The sequence below is a fragment of the Candidatus Dependentiae bacterium genome (assembly GCA_020431705.1).
GTDB lineage: Bacteria > Babelota > Babeliae > Babelales > Vermiphilaceae > JAGQHQ01.
This window is the reverse complement of the sequence record JAGQHQ010000006.1, coordinates 20,701-44,482: the sequence shown is the minus strand read 5'-3', so window position 1 is coordinate 44,482 and position 23,782 is coordinate 20,701. Positions and strand designations below refer to the sequence as shown.

The following is a 23,782-nucleotide window of genomic DNA, read 5'->3' as shown; positions in this document are numbered from 1 at the left end:
CATATAATAGGTTCAATGCGAATAATAGTTTAAAACTAAGGTCTATTTTTATTGTTGTTTTGATGTTGCCTGTAAATCATTAAATTGATGTTTATGTGTAATTTAAACGCACTCCACTCTTGCCTATTTGTAATTTTTTTTACTACACTAGAAGTAATAGATTCAAGGTAAAAACCGCACAAAAATAGGGGATAAGGTATGGATCACAATAAGGCGTGCCAAGTAATGTGTATTAGTAGTTGTGATGGGTGCAAAAAGTCATGTGTATCAGAGTGTTTAGCTATGCGTGAACAAGGTCAATATAACTGTGAAAAAACCTGTAAAGGGTGTTGCAATATATGCAAAGAGTTATGCGTTGAATCGTGCATTGATAGTTAAATTTTTTTTAAAATGATACTCCACATTTGATCCAAAACGCCCAGAGTTCCAGCGCTGTATTTTTTTGAGGGTATTCATATAATGCGCCGATAGTTATACAACCTTCTGTGTTTTTGCCATGAGCGACATATGAAAGTGCAGCATGAAATTTATGATTTATGGCAGCACGTGCACCAGCCGATTTTATGTCAAGATCATTTCTATCAATGGTAATGAATGTTTCAATATTTTCGCATTGCAGCTGATTATCATTGCAGATTGTTTGTTGTATCATATCATTCTCTGCGCGGGTAGTTATGGTACTCTGGCTTGCGGATCTTGCTAACCCTAGCATGTTAGCTCCGTTTCCCGCAATACCATATACTTCTTCGAATGTGCAAACACATTCTAGATCTTCATTACCGTGTGCCCATAAATCATAGCCAAATTCTGCTTCAATTGAGTTTATTTTAATGCGCCAACCAGTAGATAACTCAACTATATTGTATGGTTTTACTTGTGTTCTTAGGGTAAAAATTTTTGTTGCAGGAATATTTTGATCTGGCGGGCCACCTTTTCGATTGAGTAGCATATATCGGCTCCATGGTTTATTTTTTAAATCAAATGTACGCAGTTGCTCATTACGAATAAAAAAAGTAGTTTCAAGGTTTGCAAAAAAGCAGCCGGTAAAATAGCTTGTTTCATGACTTAAGTTGATTTGAAAATGTACGCCAGTTTGAAAACCAAAATGTTTGTTATTGCCAAGATATGAATCAAATAAAAAGTGTGCATTTTGTGCATGCGATCCAGGTATGCGTAAGCCACTATAGTAAATAACCTCAAAGTTGTCTTGAGCAAGATATGTACGGCCGAGCTTAATATTAATTTCTGCAATACCCAAATCATTTCTGCCGTTTTTTGCGATACGAGAAAAGCGCAACTGTTTTCTGCAAAGTGCTTCAATAATATCTTCTGGAAAGGTTTGTGCTCGATTTATAATATCAAATTGCTTTATGCGTAGATCATTTTCTACTGCAACAACTGGTACATTAATGCTTAACCACATGTTTTCAAAAAAGCTACTTTCGATGATACTATTTAAATCTTTATTTGCTTCTAAGAAAATAGCCATTTGTTTTTGATGAGGGTCGATGCTAAATTTACCACTAAACTCTGAGTTATTGATACCAAGCCATTCAGCTCTGATATCACGATTTTTTACATTTGAAGATTGATCTCCCGTAACAAGGAGTTCATTTTTACATTCAAATGGCAAAAAATAACGGGCGTTTTTTTTACTATCAATTGATGCTTGGTAGATACTATAACACTGAAAACTTATTTTATTTTTGCCAGGCTTATTGTACAAAATAGTGTGCCAGCCTGATTGTGTAGCAGCAATATTTTGATTAATAGGGCGAGTTGTCATAAAGGTCTGACTGTTACGTTCTATGCTCGATCGAGCATGCGTGTTGATTATTATAAGCAATAAAACAATGATACTATATTTTTTCATATTAAGAGTCCTTTTTTATACTCTGTATATCATGTAGCTTAGGATAGGTTGAATATAATGACAAGCCAAAGCTTATTATTCTTAGTAATAACTTGTTTTTACAGGCTGAAGTAATAATCTATCAATCAGAGCGATATATTTTTATTTGAACTTATTTAAATTGATTTTTTTATTAAATTTGATATTATTAGAAGCAAGAATTCAATAATTTCATGATAATGTAGTGGATAGTGTACATGTTTCGATTTTGTATGCTTACAAAGAAACTTTTATTTACTTTTACGTTAGTTCCATTTTTCTGCTCTATGCTTTTATTTTCTTTAGAAAAAAATAAAAGTTATGGTTGTCGAACTCGTAGTATTGTAGTGCTTCTTGAGCAGGGTATTTTTGAAGATGGTGTCAGTGAAATAAAGCCTATTCAGGTGAAGCTTATCAGTGCTATTAAAGAGAAGCAGATTTGTCTGATAAGTACCCCGGTATGGCAAATATTTTTGGAAAAATTGAATGAACTACGGATTTTAGGTAATGTAAATGGTACTGCTGAGTGCAGTGCGCTTTCATATCTTACCGCGCTAGAAGAGCGTTTAGTAGAGCTATCAAAAATGCTTAATACTGACTCGTGCGATGATATGTTACATCATCGCTCTATGGTTGTTGATTGTATTAATAATGAGTTTTTTAGTCCGGAAGCTGCTGATAAATTACGTAAGAACAATATGTTACTTCATAATGATATGTGTTCATATATTCAAAAGCTACTTCCATATTATTTGACGTATTTTAATGCGTCAGAGTGGTCTGTTTATAAAATTAATAAGGATTTTCGATTATTAGTGCCGCAAGAGGTTTTAACAGCACTTCCTACAGAACAATTAGGAAATGGTGATATTGAATATATAACCGAGAAAGAACGTATTCTTGGATTAAAAGTTGATCATTTAGATAAGGATTTGATTTTAGACAGTTGTTTGACTTCAGAACTTTTGGGTGACTATGAAAGAGAGCCTGGTACTTTTATTAATACGTTGCGTTCGATATTTGTTACCAAAAATGATACTGAACAAGAGACCTCTAGTTGGATTATATATCTATCAGGGCATGGTTATAATAGTCCAGGAGCTGTAAAAACAAAGTGTGACATAATAGCTGATTTATCTGTAGAAGAATTTAAAAATTTTTTACAGTTTTTAGAACACGATATTATCACGAAGTTTCTAATGTATAGCACTTGTTATGCTGGCGGTATGCATTTGAAAACTCCATATACAACAGGTGATGTGGCCGATTGTTATTCATACACAATTGTAACAGACTGTATATCTGATGTAGCTAGTATTACTACATGGTGCTTTCCTGTTATTTTTGATAAAAATGGACTTCTTTGTGTAGATTCCATTATGTGGGACGAGCAGCAAGGAATTCCTCAATTACGCTTTAGAAGCTCAGCACATTTTGGTGCGTTTTTTGAAAAAATTATTTCTGTACGTGATGCAGCAGAACTGCGTGAGGTTATTATTAGTGATATAGCTCCTCATATGCTATGTAATATCCCTTGGGTACGATTTGCAGGTAAAAAGAACTTTGTGCTTTTGTATCCATACAATACGTATCAAACTATTGATACCAAGCTTGTTATGCTAAAAAAGGTATCTGGTGGCTCTATAGATATATCTGAAAAAAAGGTAGCATTAATAAATACCCCATATATATATGTGCCTGTTATTATGAATAAGTCCCGCATTGATAGTACTATAGTTGGATTATTATCCGTTATGGGTGGTAGAGCGGTTCACGTATTTGAAAAATTAGATGCATCATGTATTCATGTAGAAGATATAATTAGTAGCTTCTGGCCATTTGGTGATCAGACTTTTGATGTTCTTTTTTTGTTTAAAGAGCTTGTATTAGCAAATGATCCAGAAAGTCCACTTGCTAAAGCAATAAATGCAACTGAAGAAAAGGTAATACTACGTAATGTTATACTGATTCAAAAAAGTAAGCCGTTGGTACGTATGGTGTTTGAGACAAAAGATGGTAAAGTGTTTTGCTCATATGCACGTAAAGTAGAAGATTGCAAAGAGCCTTCAATACGTAGCTTTATACTACTGGATGAAAAGGCAGCAGAAAAATATTTAGCACAGTTTAATACATTAGAAAAACAAGCTATTGATGATGAGCAAAAACTGCAAGAACAGTTTACTGAGCTAAAAGATAAGCTGAAAATACTTGTTGATGACAAAGAAAAAAGAGATACTGAGCAGCAGCATGTAGCAGTATAAATGCTTATTATTGAGCCAAACTTAGTGTTTGTTCTACTGTCTTACGTTCATATATAATTCTTGCAAGTGCATGTATCGTGGTTAAAGCTTTTTTTTGCGAATGCTGAAAAATATTTCTTCCTATAGCACTGCCAGCAATACCACCAAGGTGTATATGATTGTGTACGTCCTGTAAAAGTAATTCTAGCTCTTTCTGTGCACCGCCAGAACAAATAATTTTTGTATTACCAGCTGCTTGCGCTGCAACTTTAAGCCATTGCGAGCTTGTTTTGTCATTTATTGCTTGTGGGGACTGTAGCTTAACAAAGTCACTACCCAAACTATTGGCAATACCTGCAGCGCCAGCAATAATCATTGGGTCGGTAGGATTGCTGATACTTTTTCCGCGTGGATATACCCATAAAGTAGTAATTAAGCCATGTTGGTGTGCATGTAAGATTTGTTGTGCAGCAAAGCCAAGCATTTCTCTTTCATATATACTTCCCAAATAGAGGGTTATACCAACACCGCGGATATGCAAGCCGCTATTGATTGCGAAGGTAACTACATCATTAACAGTATATAATGGTGCATTAACAGGATCCAACAGATCTTTGTGTATTAAGTTTGTTTTACCATTCAACTTAACAATGTAGTTAATGTTTTTATAATCGCTACCATAGCGTGCAATCAAGCCTAAATGAGTTGCAAACGCGCCAGCTGCTTCATGTTGTGCAATTTCAAATGCATGTAATGGACTTGCCGCATCAGGGTGAATACTTTTGCCATAAAAATCATCATTTAGATGTTCTATTTTTTGATCATATGCAAATAACAACAAGTTGTCGGTTTGTTTAGTAATAATCTTATAATTCTCTATGTATGTTTGATGTTTTTGTTTTGGTACATCTGCTGGTACTTTAACGGTATATTGTGTAGTCATTATTTTTTCCATTAACAATTAAAGAATTTTATCATGAATTAACATTTTTTGTGCAACTTGTTCAAAGAGTGGTGCCGCAACGGTAGAGGCATATACTTGTTTGCATTGTGGTTCTTTTATAAACGTAACAATTACGCGTTTATAATCACCTTTTTCTACAATGCCAGCACAGGTAAAGATACTTTTATTATGGTCATATATACCATCGATAAGTAAATTTGCCGAACCAGTTTTTGTCATGATATTATAACCTTTAATGTGTGCTTTACGTCCGCTGCCTTCCTGCGTTGTTTTGTGTAAAATTATTTTTATATCTTCAATTGCTTTTTGGCTATAAAGTCGCTTTTTTTCTGGCATGTCTATTAATGTTTGTAGAGATCCTTTTACTAAGGGCTCTATAATTAGCTTTGGTTCAACAGCATAGCCATCATTAGCAATAATACAAAACGCACGTGCAAGTTGTAGTAACGTTGCACGAATTTCATAACCATATGATAAAGAAAAAATAGATTGTTTAGACCAATTGTGCGGTGGATTAACAAAACCGGCTTGCTCACCAGCGATAGGGATACCAGTTTTTTCACCAAATCCTAGGCGTTTATAATGATTGTATAATAAATGGTCTAATCGTTTAGCAACTTGTGCAATGCCAATATTATTTGAACGCGCAATAACATCCCAAAAAGGAACGATGTCTTGTGCGATAACGGTATTTATTTTTCTACCGTCAATATAACTTGTTTTTTTATTATGGCAATCGATTTCTTCATTAAGTGTAATGACTCCTTCTTCAAGCGCGGCAAGTGCGGTACAAATTTTCATAACAGAGCCAAGTTCATATGCTTCAGTTGATATTTTATTTTTAGTATGTACAGCTGCTATGATATTACGATTTTCTGGATCAAAGTCAGGATATTGTACCATTGCGTGAATATGGCCATTGGCTGGATTGATAATAATTACTGCGCCTTCAGGTGCATTAAAGATTTTTACCGTTTTATTAAGTTCTTCTTGGGCTAAGAATTGAAGATTACCATCAATAGTAAGAGTAACTGGTGTACCCGCTTTACCGCTGACCCGTGTTTCTTTTGTAAAATAGAAATGTCCTGAACGCGCATCTTTTTGTAATTGATGGGTTGTTGGTGTTCCGGCCAATTGAGTATTGCAGATTAACTCAATACCGCATACACCATTGTTATCGATGTCAGTGATGCCAGTAATACATGCAGCTGAAGGAATTGGATACATTCTATTTGGTTCTTGTAATAAATGTATATCTGGTACATTGCTATTTTTTATTGCAGCAATTTGTTGTGCATTCAAACGGCGTTGTATATACATGAAACTTTTTTTTCTGTGTTGCTCAAGTTTTTGTATTGTATGAGGAAAATGTTGACTTAAAAAAGCAATAAGTTTTTTGGGTTGTTCTAGTTTATTGGGCATAATAAATGCAGTAAGTACATCTCTATTGAGCGCAATTTTTTTACCGCTTCTATCGTAAATTGGTGCACGTGGAGGATGTGTTGTAATCGCAAAATTATATTGTTTATGCCCAAGACGTGCAAAAAAAGTGCTTTGGGTGATTTGCACTAGATATAAATTAAAAATAATGATGCTATACAAAGCGCAGAATAATAGAAAAACAAACGTGGTACGAATCTTATAGCCGTTTGTCATTGTCTTATCCAGCACTCGTTAATGTTTTTATTTGGCTGAGTCGCAGTGGTTGCATACCGAGTTTCTTGGTAGCAAAATCTTTGATAGCAGATTTATTTTTGTATGCATATAGTTGATGGGTAAGTGCCTGTTTCTTTTTTATAAGTAGTGTTTTTTCTTGTTCAAATTTTTGTTTGGTATACGAATTCTTAACTATTTGGCTATGCTTATGTATTTGTAGAAAGATAAAAAGGATATGGGCACCAACAAAAACAGTAATAAATGTTTTTTGCTTCATTTTTTGCTCACTATTTAATCGGTTTATTTATTGTACAAATTTTTTTCTGTATTACATGGTTTGTTTTAAGGAAGATAGCATACTCTAATGGTAAAAAAAAAGCTCTGCGGTTAATAACGCAGAGCTTTTTTTTTCTTATACTCTTTTATTGTGTGATTTTCTTATTTTTACCATTCCTCTTGAAGAAGTGTTCCTTCTTTCTCTAATGATTTTTCAGCAGGGCTTAAAGAGCGTTCGTATTCTTCGTGTCGTTTATAAATATCTTTTAATACATCGATTATGTTTACACAGTTATAGATTTTTTTTAGAAAATTATTTTCAACTTTTTCTTTATCTTCTTCTGTTATTTTACTTTCTTCTGCTATCATATGATTTTTTGATTGTTGAATGCCTTTTTTTTTAATAGTTTTTTTTTCTATTTCTGTTTCAAATTGCACCAGAACGCCTCTGGTTATTTCCGAGATGAAAATTTTTTCTAATTTATTATTAATAACGATATCATTATAGGATTTTATCAATGGTATAGAACCTGTATATATTGGTTTACCTGGGCTTACTATGGTAAAATCACCATATGCAACTGTTTCTTTTCCGAATCGTGAATATGAATAATTTATTGTATAATATACAATATGTTTTTTACCATCAAGCACTATACATATGAAATTACCGATGTGTTCTTTTTTTGATAAGAAAGGTTTTTCGTATACTTTTGGCTTAATCATAGTTTTAAAGTGACATTTTACTACTTCTTCTGTTTTAGACTTGATATTTTCTTTAAAGCAAAAAGTATTGCAAACACCGAAATTAATTGAAAAAATAAGAGCCAATAAATATCTATTCATGTATTATTCCCCTATTAGTAAGATATTAATAATGCAATATGAATTCGATAACTAAAACTACATAACCTCATAGGTTATAATATCTTATATATGCTTTTTATTCAAATAATTTTTCTTTTTTTATTACCAACCGTATGACATATTAAAATGTACTTCACTGGATGTTTCACCTTTGCGTGGGTCGATTTTAAATCCCCAATCAACGCTGAGTGGAACAGGGCTTAGCAATCGAATACCTACGCCAACGGCATGACGATAGTGGAACGAGTTATTTTTTAAAAAATTTTGTGTAATATCGCATCTAAATGGTGTATCCCAACCGGTACCACCATCATAAAATAGTAAGCCTTTCATATTCAGATCAGGTGTGATTGGGAAAATAAGTTCTACATTAACAAATAATGCTTTTTTGCCACCAATTGAATCGCTGGTACCGCCAGCATTAAACTGTGGCCCAAGTTGGCCAAATAGGAAACCACGAACACTTGCCGGGCCACCAATATGGAATAATTCACGATATGGAATGGCACGATTTTTAAACAAATGAATTAAACCGACATATCCGTGTAAATGTAATACCAAATCACGTTCACCAATAATTGGTGTATACCAGTGTGTGTCAATATCAAATTTTAAAAAGCCAATATTACTTCCTAAACTTGGAATAGCACATTGTGCACGAGAGAGCCAGCCTAAGCCTCTACTTGGGTGAATTGGGTGATTCTTTTTTTCTTGCCCTGCATGTAGAGCAAGCCATACATAATTACCAGGCTCAAACAATCTTGTTAAAATAGTGTTGTATTGCTGTTCAGCCAAGGTTCGTTGTGTACCATCGAGAGAAAAAACAGATGCAGATGGCATGCTTTCATAGCGTACATGGTCGCCACCAACAGTGGTACGGAAAAATATATCACGTAATAATTGATGATTCCAACTGGTCATCATACCAGTTGTGATTGAACCACCAGTATGTGTTTCGTTAACCGGGCGTGTATGATTAAACTCTTCATAACCAAGGCGGCGATGGTATGCGTCGAGTGAAAGATGAATTGGCCGGTCAAATAGCCATGGTTGTGTGACATTGAATAATACGTTTTGCTCATCCTTTGACAGTTTACCGGTTAAATTTAACCTAATACCAGTACCAAGTAAATTGCGATCGGAAATATTACCTTCAAAAGCAACACCACTCAATGGTGATTGGATTGTGTGCTCTGAACCTCCAAAACTTACTTGAATACTAGCGTTACCTGTTTTTGCTTCTTTGACCATTAAATCGAGATCGGCAATATCTTTATCTATTCGTTTAATTTTCCAGTTTACACCATCACGTTGGTCAAAGTAGCCAAGTGACTCGATGCGTGCTTTGGTAATTTCCATTTTCGAGTTGGTAATTAAACTTCCCTCATCAAGTAAAATTTGACGACGAATAATTTTATCTTTTGTCTTATGGTTGCCTTTAATATTGATTTCGTTAAGGGTGACTTGGTTGCCTAATTCTGAGTGAAAGGTAAGTGATACTGTTTTGTCTTCATCATTTGGAATAATTGATGGTTCGATATGTGCAAACAAATAACCAAGATCACCCCAAATAAATTCTAACATTTTAATGGTATCCACAATCATTTGACGTGAATATAAATAACCAGGCCGAATACCAATACGTGCAAGTAAATATTCTTCAGGCAGCACATCATTACCAGGTGCGTTGATTCGTTTGATTGTATATAAGTCCCCTTCTTGAATAACAAATGTGATAATGAAATTACCGTATTGATCCATATTTTGTTTTATATCAATAATATGCGCGTTTAAAAAACCTTGGTTTTGGTAAAACTGTTCAATCATATGCTTATCAGCTTCAAGGCGATCTGGTTGGTATATGCCTGTTTTATCTAACATAGAACCAATCCAGTCTTCATGGGTAAAGAGAATGCTACGTAATTCTTTACTGCGTATATGTTCGTTACCTTCAAATAAAATGCGCTTAACTAATGAGCGATTATTTTCTTTAATGGTAAAGATGGCCTGTGCTTTATTTTGTTTATCTATTTCCATACGTGCGTCGATAACAACACGGTGAAATCCTTTGTCTAAGTATAATCGTTTGATAGCACGGATGAATTTTTTGAGTTCTTGCTCGTCGAGTCCACGCATATCATCAAAATTAATTTTTTTACGAATATCTTTTTCCGAAATGGCACTGTTACCACGAAAAATAACTTCTTTTATAAGTGTTTTTTCTTCTACGAAGATGTAAATAATGATTTCATCAGTACCTATGTGTTCTGCTTGAATTGTAATATTTCTCAGGCGACCTAACTTATATAGATTTTTGATGCTTGGTCCGGTTTTTCTTGGGTCAAACAATTCTTTTTCTTTAAATGTTAAACGGTTTGTTATTGCATCATCAGGTACTAAATTGTTTCCCATAACAATAATTTTTTTGATTCTACGTGGTGTGGCAATTGCAACATTTTGTTGTTGTGTTTGTGGCGTATTATTATCTACTGTACTATAGTTGCCCATTGAATGTGTATCAGGGACTACAAAAAGTATGCTCAAGAAAAAAAGTACTGCTGTATTTTTTTTATAACGTTTCCTGCTCATTGATGACATGTACTGCTCCTGCTTGGGAAAGCAAATATGAGAATGTAAGCTTTTTTATCACGATGTTTTATGCTATGTTGTTCCGTATGATGAAAATTACTAATACGGTAACCGGAAAACGCGAAATTTTCAAGGCCCAGCGACCGCAAAAAGTGACATTGTATGTATGTGGTGTAACACCGTATGATGCTGCGCATATTGGCCATGGCCGTTGTTATACAGCTTTTGATTTATTATATAGGTTACTTTTGTTCCTTGATTTTGAAGTGGTGTATTGTCGCAATTTTACTGATATAGATGATAAACTTCTAAATCGAGCGCACAAAGAACTTGGTGATCGACTACAATATAAAAAGATTGCCGATCGTTTTATCAAGCAGTATCACGAAGATATGAAAGCGCTTAATTGCTTATCTCCGAAGTATGAGCCTCGCGTTACTGATCATATTCCAGAAATTATATCGTTTATTTCTGGTTTAATTGAGGCAGGACATGCGTATGAATCTGATGGCGATGTGTATTTTGATATCACAAGTTTTTCTACATATGGTAAACTTTCAAAGCATAAGTTAGAAGATATTTTCGCAGGTGCACGCGTGCAAATTAATGAGAAGAAAAAAAATGTACTAGATTTTGCATTGTGGAAAAGTGAGCCAGAAGGTGAATGCTGGCAAGGTCCGTGGGGATACGGCAGACCTGGTTGGCATATTGAGTGTTCTGCGCTTGCTGCAAAGTATTTAGGTAAAACAATTGATATTCATGCCGGCGGCCTTGACTTGGTGTTTCCCCATCATGAAAACGAAATTGCTCAATCAGAAGCATTACACAAAAAAACGTTTGCTAACTATTGGATGCATAACGGTTTAGTTCGAGTGAATGAAGAAAAGATGTCTAAATCGCTAGGCAATTTTTTTACTTTGCAAGATGTATTTAAACAATTTGATCCAATAGTTGTCCGCTATTATTTATTACAGCATCACTATCGTGGGCCAATGGACTTTTCCTTTGATGATATTAAAGGTTTTGAAAAAAGCTATCGCCGATTAGTGCGAGTGTTTGAACAATGTGATGTATTTATGCAGATTAAGAAAGAGGAGCTACAACAAATAATTCTTATACAAAGTATGCTTGCATGTTTAAAAGATGATCTTAACACATCAGGTATGTTTGGTATTTTGTTTGAAAATCTCGATAAAATACAACAGGATAAAAAAACTTTGTGTGCAATAAAACAGTTTTTGCAGCATGTACTCGGTCTAACACTAGAACCTTTGCCAGAAAAAATGATTAAGCTAACACCAGAAATAGAAGCGCTTATTGAAGAACGAAAAAAAACACGAGCCGAGAAAAACTGGGCCCGTGCTGATGAAATTCGTGACAAGCTACGTGAGCTTGGTGTTGATGTACAAGATAAAAAAAGTTAGCCAAAATATGTTTCTAATTTTGTTTTTAGATCATCTTTGCTCATGTAGCCAGTTTCTTTTGCTTTAACCTCTCCATCATTGATAAATATAAAAGTTGGTACTGAGCTGACACCATATTCAATAGAAATTTCTCGCGCCTCATCAACATTCAGTTTTGCAAACTTATACTTATCTTTAAGTTCAGTTGCGAGTTCTGCAAAAATAGGTTCCATTTGCTGGCATGGTCCACACCATGTTGCGTAAATTTCAAGTACAATAGGGCTGGTAACATCTTTGATTTCTTTATGAATATTTTCGTTGGTAATTGTTACTACCATGTATATTTCCTCTTAATCTTGGGAGTTTTTTATGTCTTATATCACAACAAGAATATCATATGTAATTAGAGTCAGACAACTATTGTGTAGTAATGTGCATAATAATTATCTCTTGTCTACTGGGCATGATGGTGTAGTAGGGCATTGCTTACCTTGCTGAGTTTCGCTTTCGCGTGAGGTAAAACCAGTAATTTGTATGTTTTTAATTGCAGGTAATGGAATATCTTTTTCTATGGGGCCAGCGCTGTTGATTTCATCACAAATAATTTTGCGATCAACTTCTATTAAATAGCGATGTTTTGTTTTTTCTGTATTACTTGAAATAACAATAATTTCGACATATTCAAGCTTCCGCATTCGTTTTTCTGGCTGAAAGCTCCAGATTGTCTCAGGCTCTGGCACTATGATTTTATCAATTTCAGATAAATCAATACGCGTTACGATTCCTTCTTTGGGATTTTTTTCTAGTTTTCCTTTTTTTGTTTTTTTATCGGGTGCATCATAAACTGGTATTTGTTTATACAGACGCGCAATAGAAATATTTTCTACGCTAATTTTTTCATTGTTTTGTGTCGTTATAATTCCTTTAAAATTAATTGCCTGCTTTTTTCTGCCTTCAACGCTCGTGCTTTGCTCGCTCCAATTGATGCATACTATAAAAATGGTGAAAATGAAGGATACGTGATAGACATGTCTCATATACTCTCCTACATAACTATTTTTTTGAGTTAATATGTATCACTTTACAGAAGTTGTATTGCTGGTGCAAGAACTGGCTGGACAACTCTTATTGCTAGAGCTATGGTAATATCGGTGTGTCTATGTGTTTGCTTAAAAAGGCAGTATACGGAAAGGAAAAGTAATGAGGTGTCATTTTGCAACATTATTATTTTTTATAAGTTGTGTTATTTTATTTCCTGAAATTCTCTATTCTCGTTCAAAAAAGCATAAAAGATGTATCAGAACTTGCTCTCGGCAATCGCAAGATACTAAAAAATATTGGCATGCATCAAAAGAAAGTGAACTTAATCGATTGATGGATGAAGGGGTTGTAGAAGTTGCGGATACTCAGGGGTTTGAGCATACTTCTAACGAATATGAAGATGGTATTCAAGAACAACCAGAAGGTACAGAAGAAAATGATCAGCAAGAGTTTGTAGACGAAATGGAACCAAAGGTTCTAGATAGGGAGCAAGAACCAGTTGATTTAGGAGAGCAAGATGAGCCTTCAGTTGAGTCTGTACGGGAGCAAAAAGAGAAGCCAACGGTTGATGATAAAGTGTTAGAAGAATCTGTTGGCGATGTGTCAGAACAATCATATCAAGATGACTCTGATGATCCAGATGCTGTTAATTTGCAAACAAAACGTGAACAAGTAATGGCATTGATAGAAAAAGGTGAAAAATATCTTAAAGAGCATCAGCCATATGAAGCGTTTAATATGTTTACGCACAACAAAGATTTTATTAAGGGTGAAATCTATTTATTTGTGTTAGATCGTGATGGAACGTGGCTTGCGCATGGGCAGCGTAGTGATTTAATTTGGCAAAATGCAGTAAATATGCGTGATACATTCGGTTCTCCTTTTGTAAAAGTAATGCTAAAAAAAGCACATCGTGGTGGCGGATGGGTTACGTATCAATGGCGTGGTGCAACTAAAATTTCATACGTAAAAGAAGTGAACGTAAAGGGTAGAACCTTTGTTATTGGGGCGGGATATTATCCACATTCAAAAGCTGATGCAGTTGTTAGTTTGGTTAAAGGTGCAGTTGCAATGTTCAAGCAAGCGATGAAAAATAGAGGAACTAAAGAAGAAGCGTTTAGCGCGTTGAGTTATCCACTCGGGCGCTTTATTTTTGGTGATTTATATTTATATGCGCTTGACTTTAAAGGTATTCATATGGCTCATGGTGATAGGCCAGGCTTGATTGGTACTAATGCTATCAACTATAAAGATGCTACTGGTAAATTGGTTAATCAGGAAATTATTAATAAGCTTAAGGAGGGTGCTGATGGTGTTTGGATTGAATATATTTCAAAAAATGCACCAAAGCGTTCCTATGCAGAAAAGGTTACTGACAGTGCTGGTAACGAGTATTTCATTGCCTGTGGGTACTATCCGGATGCCAATCGCAAACAATTAGTTGAGCTTGTTCGTCGTGGCTATGAATACATGAAAGGCCATGGAGAGAGTCTGGCTGTAAGTGAGTTTACTGATAAAAAGATAGGAACATTTAGATACGGCGATCTGTATTTAATTATTTTTGATATGAAAGGAGAAGTGGTAGCACATGGTGGTAATGCCGACTTTGTTGGACAAAACTTTTATAATATACAAGATCAAGATGGACGTTATTATGTTCGTGAAATAATAGAGCAAGCAAAAAAGCAACGCCTTAAATCAGCATCTGGTGAGGCCGATGGTGCATGGGTGAACTATAAAATAAAGAATTCTTTTGTTTCAGCGTATGTTAAACCAATACGACTTGGCCTAAAAGAATATGTAATTGTTGGTGGTCTTTTTCCTATTACCAAAAAAGAAACGACGGTATTGTTAGTGCATAGTGGTGCGGGTTTTTTGAGAACAGAAACGGAGAAGAAAGCATTTGCTGCATTTATAGAAACAAATGGTAAATTTATTCAAGGTGATCTTGGCATATTTGTTTATGCCTTTAATGGTATTTGTTTAGCTAATGCAGATAATAATAGTTTTATTTGGCGTAATATGCTGGATGCAAAAGATGATAAAAACATGCCGTATGTACAGGTGCTTATAAATACGGTCAGACAAGGCTCTGGTAAAGTTACATATACTATTAATGGTATTCAGCGTATTGTATTTATTGAACGAGTCGATAAAGGTGAACGTTCATATGTTGTTGGTTCTGGCTATTTTAAATGATATATCTATAAGGTATTTTTATGTAATATAACAGTTAGCTATGATAGAACTGGCCGTGCATAGTAAATGGTATATGATGTTCAACTGATGCGCGTGCAAGTTCTTTCATTGTTTTTGCGTTAAGAACAAGCAAGAACGACTGTTTTTTATGCGCATCAAGTACAACTGAAAGTAATATACCATCATCCTCTTCTTTTGCACCAGGTTTTGCTACAAAAATAGGTTCTGTTGTATAGCACCCTGCTTGATGCCAGTGGCAATGTGATTTCTTATGTGCATCTATTTTTATAATACTGTCGGCAAAGCTGTCTTGATTTTCGTGGCTAGTGCCATATGCATAACGATATGCGCAACCATTACACTTGTCGTTAATCCGTGGCATTTCTATATTTTCTTCTGATATTGTTTTTCTATCTACGCTTTTGCCTCCAAGATTGATTACAAAACGTTCAAATTTTGCGCGTGGAAAGCTACAACGTTTTTTGTCGCACAAATTATTAAAATGATATGCGTTGATTACTGATGTATCTTGATAAGTAGGAATATCAAGTGTGATAGTTTCTTTATTATCAAATGCATTGATATGGTGAAGAGAGAAAAACGCATCTGTTTTGTAATCACCAATTTTTTTTCCGCTGTTCTTATCAATAACGATAAATCGTGTTCCTTTGTTGGGCTCCCATTTAAAATATTCTAGAAATGTTTTCTTACCAAAAAGAAGATCTATAGGTTTGATGGTAAAGGGTACTTCAGTTAATACAACATAATTATCTGTTGAAGCAAAGCTATGCATATATCCAGGACGTTTAACCGAGATAGATGCTAATTTTTTTCTTGTTATGCTTTTTTTGTCCATCGTATAAATGACGTATGAACTTGTATTTCCGTAGGAAATAAAATAGTTGTACCATTGTTGTTTTTTTGAGTCAAATTGTGGGTGTGCGCAACAAAAGTGACCACCGAGTTTGTCTTTAAACTTTAATGACTCTATGGTTTTAAGGGTATTTGGATCAAAGGCAAGCGGCGTTGGTGTTTCTGTAACTGCAACGCAATGGTCACCATATTTTAAAATATTTACGTTAACATTGTCATAAAGTTGTTTTGGCGTAGAAAAGGATGAAGCTAAACGTCCAATAAATGACTTACCTTTATTGATTTGCGGAGGTTCTAAAATTCCTGTTTTTTTCGCTTTTTTATAATAATGACTTTTCAGTAATTTGTTGCTGTAGGATACTTTACCTTTTTTGATTTCAAAGCGATGTGCCATAGAAAATCCATCGAGCCAATGGTCTGCTTGAGAAACTTCACTGTTATTATCGTTATCTTTTATTTCAAATTTACCAGGGCCAACTCGCAAAAGAGTTCCAGAAAGCCATGTTGGTATTTTTCCTTGTATTGTTAGTTCTTTATTTTTTGATTTTTCATTGAGTGTAGTAAAGCCTATAGAGAATGGCATAGTGTCTATATTAGTGAAACTATGCTTGTGGGTATGTTTTTTTATTACAACAAAACTTTGAAAAATACTCGAAATAGGTGTATCAACGTAAATGAAGATACCGGCAGCGATAGCCCCAAAAAGGGTGCTAATAATAATTATAGGTTTTTTCATAAGTATTGCCTCCCTTAGGCAGGGTAAAAAAATAATGCTAAATTGTTAATTTTTAATATACCGAAATCTGAAGCTTCTGTCCATAAACTATGGCGTCGGATACCTATTTAAGGTTATTTAAAGGGGTTTTTGTTGTGAATAGCTATCCTCTCGGGCTTACAGCAAACATTTTCAATTTGACAATGTTGTTTTAAGCTAATGTAAGTTGATATGAAGAACTGTTTTTAGCTAATAACAGAGCTTGCTACAATAGATGGCTAGTTTGTAAGTTTTATGATTTTTAGCTGCTAAAGTTTCCTTTTAGAGCGATATATCGTAAAAAGCGCCTTCAGATAGCTTTTATGAATGTTGATGCCATTTGGATTTTTTTTTAATTGATGTTGACAAATGTTTTCTATTTGATAAAATAATAATAAGTAAAAATGGTAAGTTTATAGGGGGGCAATAATATGAAAAAGTTAATGACAGTTATATTCGTGTTTTCAGTGTTCTCTTATACTAGTTCAGAGGCAAACTGGCGTAGAATTTTGTGGGGCTCTGCAGCGGAACAAATAGTATCTAGAGCCTGGTCGTTTACCAAAATAACATCATGTACATCTCATTTGTTTGATTTTGCTACAGATGCGGCTCTTACAGTTTGTGGATTTGGATATTCGTATTATTCTTTTGATCGTTCTAGTAAAAATGAAGATGATCCTTATTTTAAGGCTCTTGGTATTCTTGCAATGTTAACGGCTTTTAAAGGCTCAAAAGGTTTATTGAAATCATTTGTAAAATTAAGAAAATGCTACAATGGTACTGGACGAGCTACTAGAAAATTTACTTATAAAAGAGTTCGAAGATTTTAAATTTAAACAAGCTGTTAAAATAGAACTGTAATATCGAACTAGTGAATTAATATTAAGTTTTGAGAACCCCACAAATCATTATTATGATGTAGGGTTCTTTTACTTATTGCAGATGAGCTCGTAACATCCATGCCATTTTTTCGTGTTTTTCAAGTAAATCTGTTAAGAAATTATTGGTACCCATATCATTAAATTCGTCAGCAGCACGTTGCAAATCAATACGTAACTGACGGATAATTGCTTCATGATTGTTTAATAAATCCTGCACCATTTCTTTTTCAGAGAGTAATTGATCAACTTGTTCTGTAAGTGAACTAAGTCGGCTGAATTCTTGTAACGTTCCAATAGCATGTTGATTGAGGGCTTTGATGCGTTCGGCAATTGAATCGATTATTTTAAGTAGTATTTCGTATTGATCACCAAAAAAGGTGTGTAAGCTACCAAAATGTACACCCTTAATATTCCAATGATAGTTGAGTGTTTTCGTGTATAAAACATATTCATTAGCCAATAATGCATTGAGTATTTGAGCTGATCCACTACATTGTTTATCAGTTAAACCAGTATTTAGTTGTATAATTTTTTCTGATTGAGCAATAGCAATGTTGTATATGAATATTAGTGCGGATGCTATACCTATATATTTTCTATGTTTCATTGATTTTTTCCTTTTTTTTGCTTACGCAGCGAATTTTCTTTTGTTAATGAGCTACAAAAGTTATAAACTGCCACCCTATCCTTTTTTCTAATAGTATTATTATATCTAAAAATATTAGGTTAACACCATAGTTTAGTGTAAAAATTGTATTAATATTTGATAAGTTAAGCTAGTAAAAGAATCCTGATAGCCAGACATAGAGGTTGATTCCAATTAAAATATTGAATGGCAATGTTGCGCCCAGAGAGTAGGTAAGAGCAAGTGGAATATTGTCATTTGGATAACTTGCTTCAAGCGAGGCGGGAACGGCAATATATGAAGCGCTTGCAGCTAACGTCATCAATAAGATACAGCCGCCTTGACTGAGGCCAATTAACTTTGCAAAGAATAGTCCAAGTATTGCCCCAGCAAGACAGAGAATGATGCTAGTGAAAATAATCTCTTTCAAATGTTTTTTTATTTCTGGGAGTTTTTTTCCGACGATTGTACCCATTTGAAGTAAAAAGAAAGCAAGTACACCTTTAAATAAATCAAAGAAGAGCGGAGCAATGCTGTTAGCACCATGTTGTCCCATGAGTAGGCCGATAACAATACTAGTAATAAGTGCAAAAATGCTTTTTGATTTAAGTGATGCAATAAGTGGCTCAAAAATACTATGTTTTTCTTGTTCGCCGTATTCAAGTAAAAGGGCGGCAACAATAATTGCAGGAAACTCTAATAAGGCAACAAAGAGTGGCATATATGGCTCATACAAAATACCGGCAGAGTTTACAATTGATGTTGCAACCGCGTAGGTACCAACACTGACTGATCCATAATGTGCTGCGATAACAATAACATCGCGATGAGGATGCTTGGTTAGAAGTTTTAATATAAAAAGTGCAATGCTAATGCAGGCAAGTCCAAGAAGAATAACTGCTATAGATTGCATAATCACGGTTGTACTCATCCAGTGAGCTAGCTCATATCCGCCTTTTAAACCAATTGCTATTAATAGATATAAACTTATTGTGTCGTACATTGCCTTTGGTAGGTGTAAGCTTGCGCCCCAGACGGAAGAGATAATGCCAATAATAAAGAAATAAACAATAGGATCAAAAAACATAATAGTACTCAGATGGTTTTAAGTGGATATTTTCAGATGACATGAGCTTCCATTATAGTACATGTAACACAATTGGTGAACTATTTACTATTGGTTTGGATTCTAAAGAATTAAAAGTGCTTTTACTAAAGAATATAAACCAAAGGCGGTGATAAAAATACTAGAGGTCTTGTTTGTGTATCTGAGCATTGTGATACTAAATTTTTTTCGTAGAAGTGTAACGATATTACATAATAAGATCCACCATGCAGTCGAGCCTAAAAAAACACCGAGAACAAAAACGAGAGCACTCAGATAATCAGAATTTGCTGTACCAATGCCGAGTCCAGCAAACAGGCTAATAAAAGATAAAATAGTTGTTGGATTTGTCAAAGTAAGTAGTACTGTGCTTGCATAAATTACAGGCAAACTTTCTGTTGATGATGTAACGTTACTGCTATTAACTGAACTAAGAAATGCTTTAACACCTAAGTAACACAAAAATAATCCACCAAAAAACTGTAAATAGGTTTGATAATCAAATAAAAGTTGAGTAATAAAAGTCATACTAAAGCCCGCGATACAACCAAATAATGCATCTGCTGTCGCAGCGCCAAGACCGGTAGCAAGACCTGGCCAAAAACCACGCGCCAATGTATTGCGAATACACAAAATACCTATGGGACCGACAATCATTGCAATTAAGAAACCAAAAGTAAGACCTTTGTATAATAAAAGAATCATTATTTTTAAATTTTTTTTATCACAGATAGTTTATATAAATAATTGATTAACTATACGAAATTAATTTATGGGTAAAGTATGGTGCCGGGGGCCGGACTCGAACCGGCATGGTATCGCTACCGCGGGATTTTGAGTCCCGTGCGTCTGCCAATTTCGCCACCCCGGCGTATAATTTCAAGGTGTTTTTAATGGTAGCCAAAAAGACAGTAATCGTCAATTAAAACCGACTACTTCAGATAAACTAAATATTGGTAAGTAGATAGAGAATAGTAAAGCCGTAACTAAAAGTCCTAAAATAATCATTAAAAGTGGCTGAAAAATCTTAGTAATAAATGATAGCATATGATTAATTTTTTTTTCATGCAATTCGGCTATATTGCGTAGCATAGCACTAATATTACCAGATTTTTGTGCAATGGAAATCATGGCTATACTTTCTTGTCCAAACCATTCTTGTTGACGCGCCATTGCGTCACTTAAAGTGTTGCCTGCTGCAACGTCAGAATTGATAATATCAATGTATTTTTCAAGCGTGGTGTTGGCGACTGCTTTTTTTGCGACAGCAATCGCAGGAGCTAGCTGCATGCCGCTATTGAGTAATAACGAGAGTGCGATGGAAAAATGTACAATGGCCTTTTGCTGAGTAATCGTACCAAGCAGTGGCATATATAAAATAATCTGATCAAAAAAGTGTTTACCACTTTTATAAGCAATATTTTTTATTCCAATAAAAAGGGTCATTGTGCAACAAGCAAAAATAAGTGCGGACCAGCTGCGCAAAAAACTGCTGACTCGAATCATTATTTGCGTTATGGATGGCAACGGTTTGTTACTTGAGGCGAAAATATCAGCAAAGCGTGGGATCACGCCGATGAAAATAACGAGAAGGACGAAAGCAAAAAATAAAAGAGTAATAAATGGCATTATTGCGCCAGAGCGAAGTTGTTTATGAAATTGTTCTTTTGTATTTAAATAATGTGAAATTGAGTCTGCTATATCAGCAATAGTTCCTGATTGTTGTCCAACATTGCACATAGTTATTGTTATTGTGTCAAAAATATTGGGATAGTTTTCTAAAATCGTGTGTAATGATTTACCTTTTTGTGTTTCTTGGGCTAAAGTGAGAGCGATTTCTTGAAAACGAATATTACTCATTTGTTGACAAATTATGTGTAATGCATCGTGGACTAAGAGGCCTGAGCGGACAAGTGAAGATAGCTGCTTGAAAAACTGTATTTTTGTTTGTAGAGTAATCGCTTTGGTAAAATAACAACTAGCTGGTGAGCACGAAAGAAGTGCAATATCACGTTTGAATAACAAGCTATCTAAATGATCTTGCGAGTATGCAAATAGTCTTCCTTTTTTTATATTGCCAGCTAAATTTACACCACGCCATTTAAAATACGGCATAATAATACTCCTTTTTAGGATTGGAACAAACCTAATTGTTTTTCAATACCAAATATACGCAATAGGCTGTCATAGCTAATATTATGCTCTAGCTTAATTCTTTTTTTTCTACTCGTTTGTCCATAAATAATGGTTACTTCTTTCTGTGATATTTTTAACTGTTTGGCAATGATTTTTACAAGCTCTTGATTGGCCTTGCCATTTTCTGGAGGATTGTTTAAGTAACATTTTAATTGGCCTGCAGAATCAAGCAACCATTTGTTTCTACCGGAGCTGGGAATTACCTTCACGTCAAAAATGAGTGCCATAAAAACCCTTTATTTTAGTTTATGTAGTAGCAGGCATTATAGACATAGCAGTATACCATATTTATTCATGACAAATCATGTTGGTAAGCTCAAATACCAGGTTTGGACTTGCACAATCAGCATAAATACTTTATCCTTTTTACATCATAAGTGCCTTGAAATTATACAAATTGTGTGTTTTGTAGTGGAGAGATGGCTGAGTGGTCTAAAGCGCTTGCCTGCTAAGCAAGAGTCTGGGAAACCGGGCACGAGGGTTCGAATCCCTCTCTCTCCACCAGTCTATTCTTAGATTTTTTTTTGGCCGGGCACTCTTTGTCTGGCTTTGATGACTTGGTATTGAATAAATTTTATAAGTAGTTAGACGCAAATCTGTCGGTATGAGAAATTGATTTTTTACGTCTTACAAGTATAATAAAAGCACGTTGAAATAGATTGTTGGCGCCCGTAGCTCAATTGGATAGAGCGTCAGACTACGGATCTGAAGGTTGAGGGTTCGACTCCTTCCGGGCGCACCATGTTGAAATATTTTTCTCAATGGAGAGGTGGCAGAGCGGTCGAATGCGGCGGTCTTGAAAACCGTTAAACCGTGAGAACGGTTTCGAGGGTTCGAATCCCTCCCTCTCCTCCAGAAACGAATTACTTTTCATTCATTTTGCTTTCTTGTACATTTTATTTAGCTATTAAACATTAAAGTTGTATTTTATCAAGAAAGTTCTGATTATGATTACCGTGAAACCTTGTATTTTTTGCCGAATTATTAAAAAAGAGTTGCCATCAAAGATTGTTCTAGAAAATGATGATGTAATGGTGATTGAAGACATTGCATCCAAAGCGCCAGTGCATTATTTAATTTTTCCTAAAAAACACATCAAAGATTTTATATCACTTCAAGCGGGTGATAGCGGTGTTCTTGCTGCTGTTGTCCAGGCAGTGAAAAAGTGTGCTAAAAAACTTTCTGGGTCACAATCATTTCAGTTAGTTACTAATAACGGACAAGATGCTGGGCAAAGCGTATTTCATTTACATTTTCATTTTTTGTCTGGCAAAAAAGTTATTGGTCTTTAATACAGAGTATTGGTAATGTCCAAGACAATACTTAAATATTTTTTTGGTATAGTAGTTTTTAGCGTACTTGTATTGGTAGGTATAGCAGCTTTGATTGTTGCAAAATTATGTTATCGGTCAGTTGTTGCTCAAGACAAAAATCAAAAATGGCAGAAGCAATCGGCAAAGCTTGTAAACAAATATGGTGCGAAACATATTTCCTTGATTACTGATGATGGCGTTTTACTTTCAACTGTTTTAATTGAAAGAGAGAATGCAGAACACATATTTATTTTGTGTCATGGCTATCGAGAAAATAAAGAAAAAATGCGGCGCTTTGTAAAACTATTTGACCGCGACACGATTGTTCTTTTTGACTTTCGTGCGCATGGTGCAAGTGGCGGTGAATTTACAACATTTGGTTATCATGAAAAGTATGATATTAAGGCTATAGTAGATTTTTTACGTACATATAAATCAACGGAATGTCTACCATTAGTTGGCCTTGGTCGCTCTATGGGTGGTGCAACACTGCTTGCAGCTGCTGCGGGTGGTCTTAAGTTTGACGCATTGATTATTGATTCTTCTTTTGCAAATCTGCATAAACAAGTTGAGCATGTTTTTACTCATAAAACTGGATTGCCAAAGATTCCCTTCATGTTTTTTACACCACATTGGTTTGAGTATTTAAGTGGAAGTAGTATTGCAGATATTAATCCGGAAGAGTATTCACGCACTATAACATGTCCGGTTTTGGTAATTCATTCACCACATGATACGTTTACGCCCGTTGAACACGGACGTAAAATATACCAAAATCTAGCAAGTTCAAGACATATTTGGCTTGTTGATAATGCGAAACATGCGCAAAGTGGCAAGAAATATCCACGGATATATAAGAAAAAAGTTGAAGAGTTTCTTATGCTATACGGTATTTAATTGTTTTTTATA

At 34.8% G+C, this 23,782-nt stretch carries 21 protein-coding genes and 4 tRNA genes; 10 read left to right on the top strand and 15 right to left on the bottom strand.

The genetic code is table 11. From position 1 onward, the window contains the following. Positions 1-198 precede the first annotated feature (198 nt). Positions 199-378, top strand: a complete 180-nt coding sequence (locus tag KC460_02635) for a hypothetical protein (protein ID MCA9770241.1) — start codon at positions 199-201, stop codon at positions 376-378. Between the two features lie 7 nt (positions 379-385). Here the strand turns inward: KC460_02635 and KC460_02630 are convergent, their stop codons facing one another. Continuing rightward, on the bottom strand, positions 386-1,873 hold the full coding sequence (locus KC460_02630) for a hypothetical protein (protein ID MCA9770240.1): 1,488 nt from the start codon (positions 1,871-1,873) through the stop codon (positions 386-388). Positions 1,874-2,109: 236 nt separating this feature from the next. On the opposite strand from KC460_02630, the gene KC460_02625 reads away from it, so the two are divergent. Beyond that, complete coding sequence (locus tag KC460_02625) at positions 2,110-4,152, top strand: hypothetical protein (protein MCA9770239.1); 2,043 nt, start codon at positions 2,110-2,112, stop codon at positions 4,150-4,152. A 7-nt stretch (positions 4,153-4,159) separates the two neighbouring features. On the opposite strand, the gene KC460_02620 is transcribed toward KC460_02625, so the two are convergent. From KC460_02620 to bamA, 5 genes are all read right to left on the bottom strand, one after another. Continuing rightward, the gene (locus tag KC460_02620; protein MCA9770238.1) at positions 4,160-5,074 is read right to left on the bottom strand and encodes an aldolase; all 915 of its coding nucleotides are present in this window, start codon (positions 5,072-5,074) and stop codon (positions 4,160-4,162) included. Between the two features lie 18 nt (positions 5,075-5,092). Then, a complete protein-coding gene (locus tag KC460_02615) occupies positions 5,093-6,751 on the bottom strand; it encodes a penicillin-binding protein 2 (GenBank protein ID MCA9770237.1) in 1,659 nt (552 codons plus the stop codon). Between the two features lie 4 nt (positions 6,752-6,755). Further along, positions 6,756-7,028: a hypothetical protein gene (locus KC460_02610; GenBank protein ID MCA9770236.1), complete on the bottom strand. Its 273-nt coding sequence runs from the start codon at positions 7,026-7,028 to the stop codon at positions 6,756-6,758. A gap of 167 nt (positions 7,029-7,195) precedes the next feature. Then, on the bottom strand, positions 7,196-7,873 hold the full coding sequence (locus tag KC460_02605; GenBank protein ID MCA9770235.1) for a hypothetical protein: 678 nt from the start codon (positions 7,871-7,873) through the stop codon (positions 7,196-7,198). A gap of 123 nt (positions 7,874-7,996) precedes the next feature. After that, the gene (bamA, locus tag KC460_02600; protein ID MCA9770234.1) at positions 7,997-10,483 is read right to left on the bottom strand and encodes an outer membrane protein assembly factor BamA; all 2,487 of its coding nucleotides are present in this window, start codon (positions 10,481-10,483) and stop codon (positions 7,997-7,999) included. Between the two features lie 86 nt (positions 10,484-10,569). On the opposite strand from bamA, the gene cysS reads away from it, so the two are divergent. After that, a complete protein-coding gene (gene cysS, locus KC460_02595) occupies positions 10,570-11,907 on the top strand; it encodes a cysteine--tRNA ligase (GenBank protein MCA9770233.1) in 1,338 nt (445 codons plus the stop codon). On the opposite strand, the gene trxA is transcribed toward cysS, so the two are convergent. Together trxA and KC460_02585 are read right to left on the bottom strand one after the other, a co-directional pair. Further along, positions 11,904-12,224 carry a thioredoxin gene (trxA, locus tag KC460_02590; GenBank protein ID MCA9770232.1) on the bottom strand — a complete coding sequence of 107 codons (321 nt, stop codon included), beginning with the start codon at positions 12,222-12,224 and terminating at the stop codon, positions 11,904-11,906. The genes cysS and trxA overlap by 4 nt on opposite strands. Positions 12,225-12,329: 105 nt before the next feature. Beyond that, positions 12,330-12,923: a hypothetical protein gene (locus tag KC460_02585; GenBank protein ID MCA9770231.1), complete on the bottom strand. Its 594-nt coding sequence runs from the start codon at positions 12,921-12,923 to the stop codon at positions 12,330-12,332. Between the two features lie 163 nt (positions 12,924-13,086). Between KC460_02585 and KC460_02580 the strand changes: the two genes are divergently transcribed. Next, entirely contained in the window at positions 13,087-15,126 is a 2,040-nt protein-coding gene (locus tag KC460_02580) for a cache domain-containing protein (protein ID MCA9770230.1), read from the top strand. A 34-nt stretch (positions 15,127-15,160) separates the two neighbouring features. Here KC460_02580 and KC460_02575 read toward each other — a convergent pair whose 3' ends face one another. Continuing rightward, entirely contained in the window at positions 15,161-16,735 is a 1,575-nt protein-coding gene (locus tag KC460_02575) for a carotenoid oxygenase family protein (GenBank protein MCA9770229.1), read from the bottom strand. A 449-nt stretch (positions 16,736-17,184) separates the two neighbouring features. Between KC460_02575 and KC460_02570 the strand changes: the two genes are divergently transcribed. Continuing rightward, positions 17,185-17,583, top strand: a complete 399-nt coding sequence (locus KC460_02570) for a hypothetical protein (protein ID MCA9770228.1) — start codon at positions 17,185-17,187, stop codon at positions 17,581-17,583. A 103-nt stretch (positions 17,584-17,686) separates the two neighbouring features. Here the strand turns inward: KC460_02570 and KC460_02565 are convergent, their stop codons facing one another. From KC460_02565 to KC460_02540, 6 genes are all read right to left on the bottom strand, one after another. Continuing rightward, complete coding sequence (locus KC460_02565) at positions 17,687-18,241, bottom strand: DNA starvation/stationary phase protection protein (protein MCA9770227.1); 555 nt, start codon at positions 18,239-18,241, stop codon at positions 17,687-17,689. A gap of 169 nt (positions 18,242-18,410) precedes the next feature. Continuing rightward, on the bottom strand, positions 18,411-19,346 hold the full coding sequence (locus tag KC460_02560; GenBank protein ID MCA9770226.1) for a sodium-dependent bicarbonate transport family permease: 936 nt from the start codon (positions 19,344-19,346) through the stop codon (positions 18,411-18,413). 102 nt (positions 19,347-19,448) lie between these two features. Beyond that, entirely contained in the window at positions 19,449-20,072 is a 624-nt protein-coding gene (locus tag KC460_02555) for a LysE family transporter (protein ID MCA9770225.1), read from the bottom strand. Positions 20,073-20,148: 76 nt separating this feature from the next. Beyond that, positions 20,149-20,235: transfer RNA gene (locus KC460_02550), tRNA-Leu, on the bottom strand. Between the two features lie 47 nt (positions 20,236-20,282). Beyond that, positions 20,283-21,479, bottom strand: coding sequence for a type II secretion system F family protein (locus tag KC460_02545; protein MCA9770224.1), 1,197 nt, complete (start codon positions 21,477-21,479; stop codon positions 20,283-20,285). 14 nt (positions 21,480-21,493) lie between these two features. Beyond that, a complete protein-coding gene (locus KC460_02540) occupies positions 21,494-21,787 on the bottom strand; it encodes a DUF167 domain-containing protein (GenBank protein MCA9770223.1) in 294 nt (97 codons plus the stop codon). A 186-nt stretch (positions 21,788-21,973) separates the two neighbouring features. Here KC460_02540 and KC460_02535 point away from each other — a divergent pair. The 5 genes from KC460_02535 (at position 21,974) to KC460_02515 (ending at position 23,770) form a co-directional block, all read left to right on the top strand. Then, positions 21,974-22,064, top strand: a tRNA-Ser gene (locus KC460_02535). A 161-nt stretch (positions 22,065-22,225) separates the two neighbouring features. Further along, positions 22,226-22,302, top strand: a tRNA-Arg gene (locus tag KC460_02530). Between the two features lie 21 nt (positions 22,303-22,323). Further along, a tRNA-Ser gene (locus tag KC460_02525) sits at positions 22,324-22,415 on the top strand. 92 nt (positions 22,416-22,507) lie between these two features. Further along, positions 22,508-22,852: an HIT domain-containing protein gene (locus KC460_02520; protein ID MCA9770222.1), complete on the top strand. Its 345-nt coding sequence runs from the start codon at positions 22,508-22,510 to the stop codon at positions 22,850-22,852. A 15-nt stretch (positions 22,853-22,867) separates the two neighbouring features. Continuing rightward, on the top strand, positions 22,868-23,770 hold the full coding sequence (locus KC460_02515) for an alpha/beta hydrolase (GenBank protein ID MCA9770221.1): 903 nt from the start codon (positions 22,868-22,870) through the stop codon (positions 23,768-23,770). Positions 23,771-23,782: the final 12 nt, after the last annotated feature.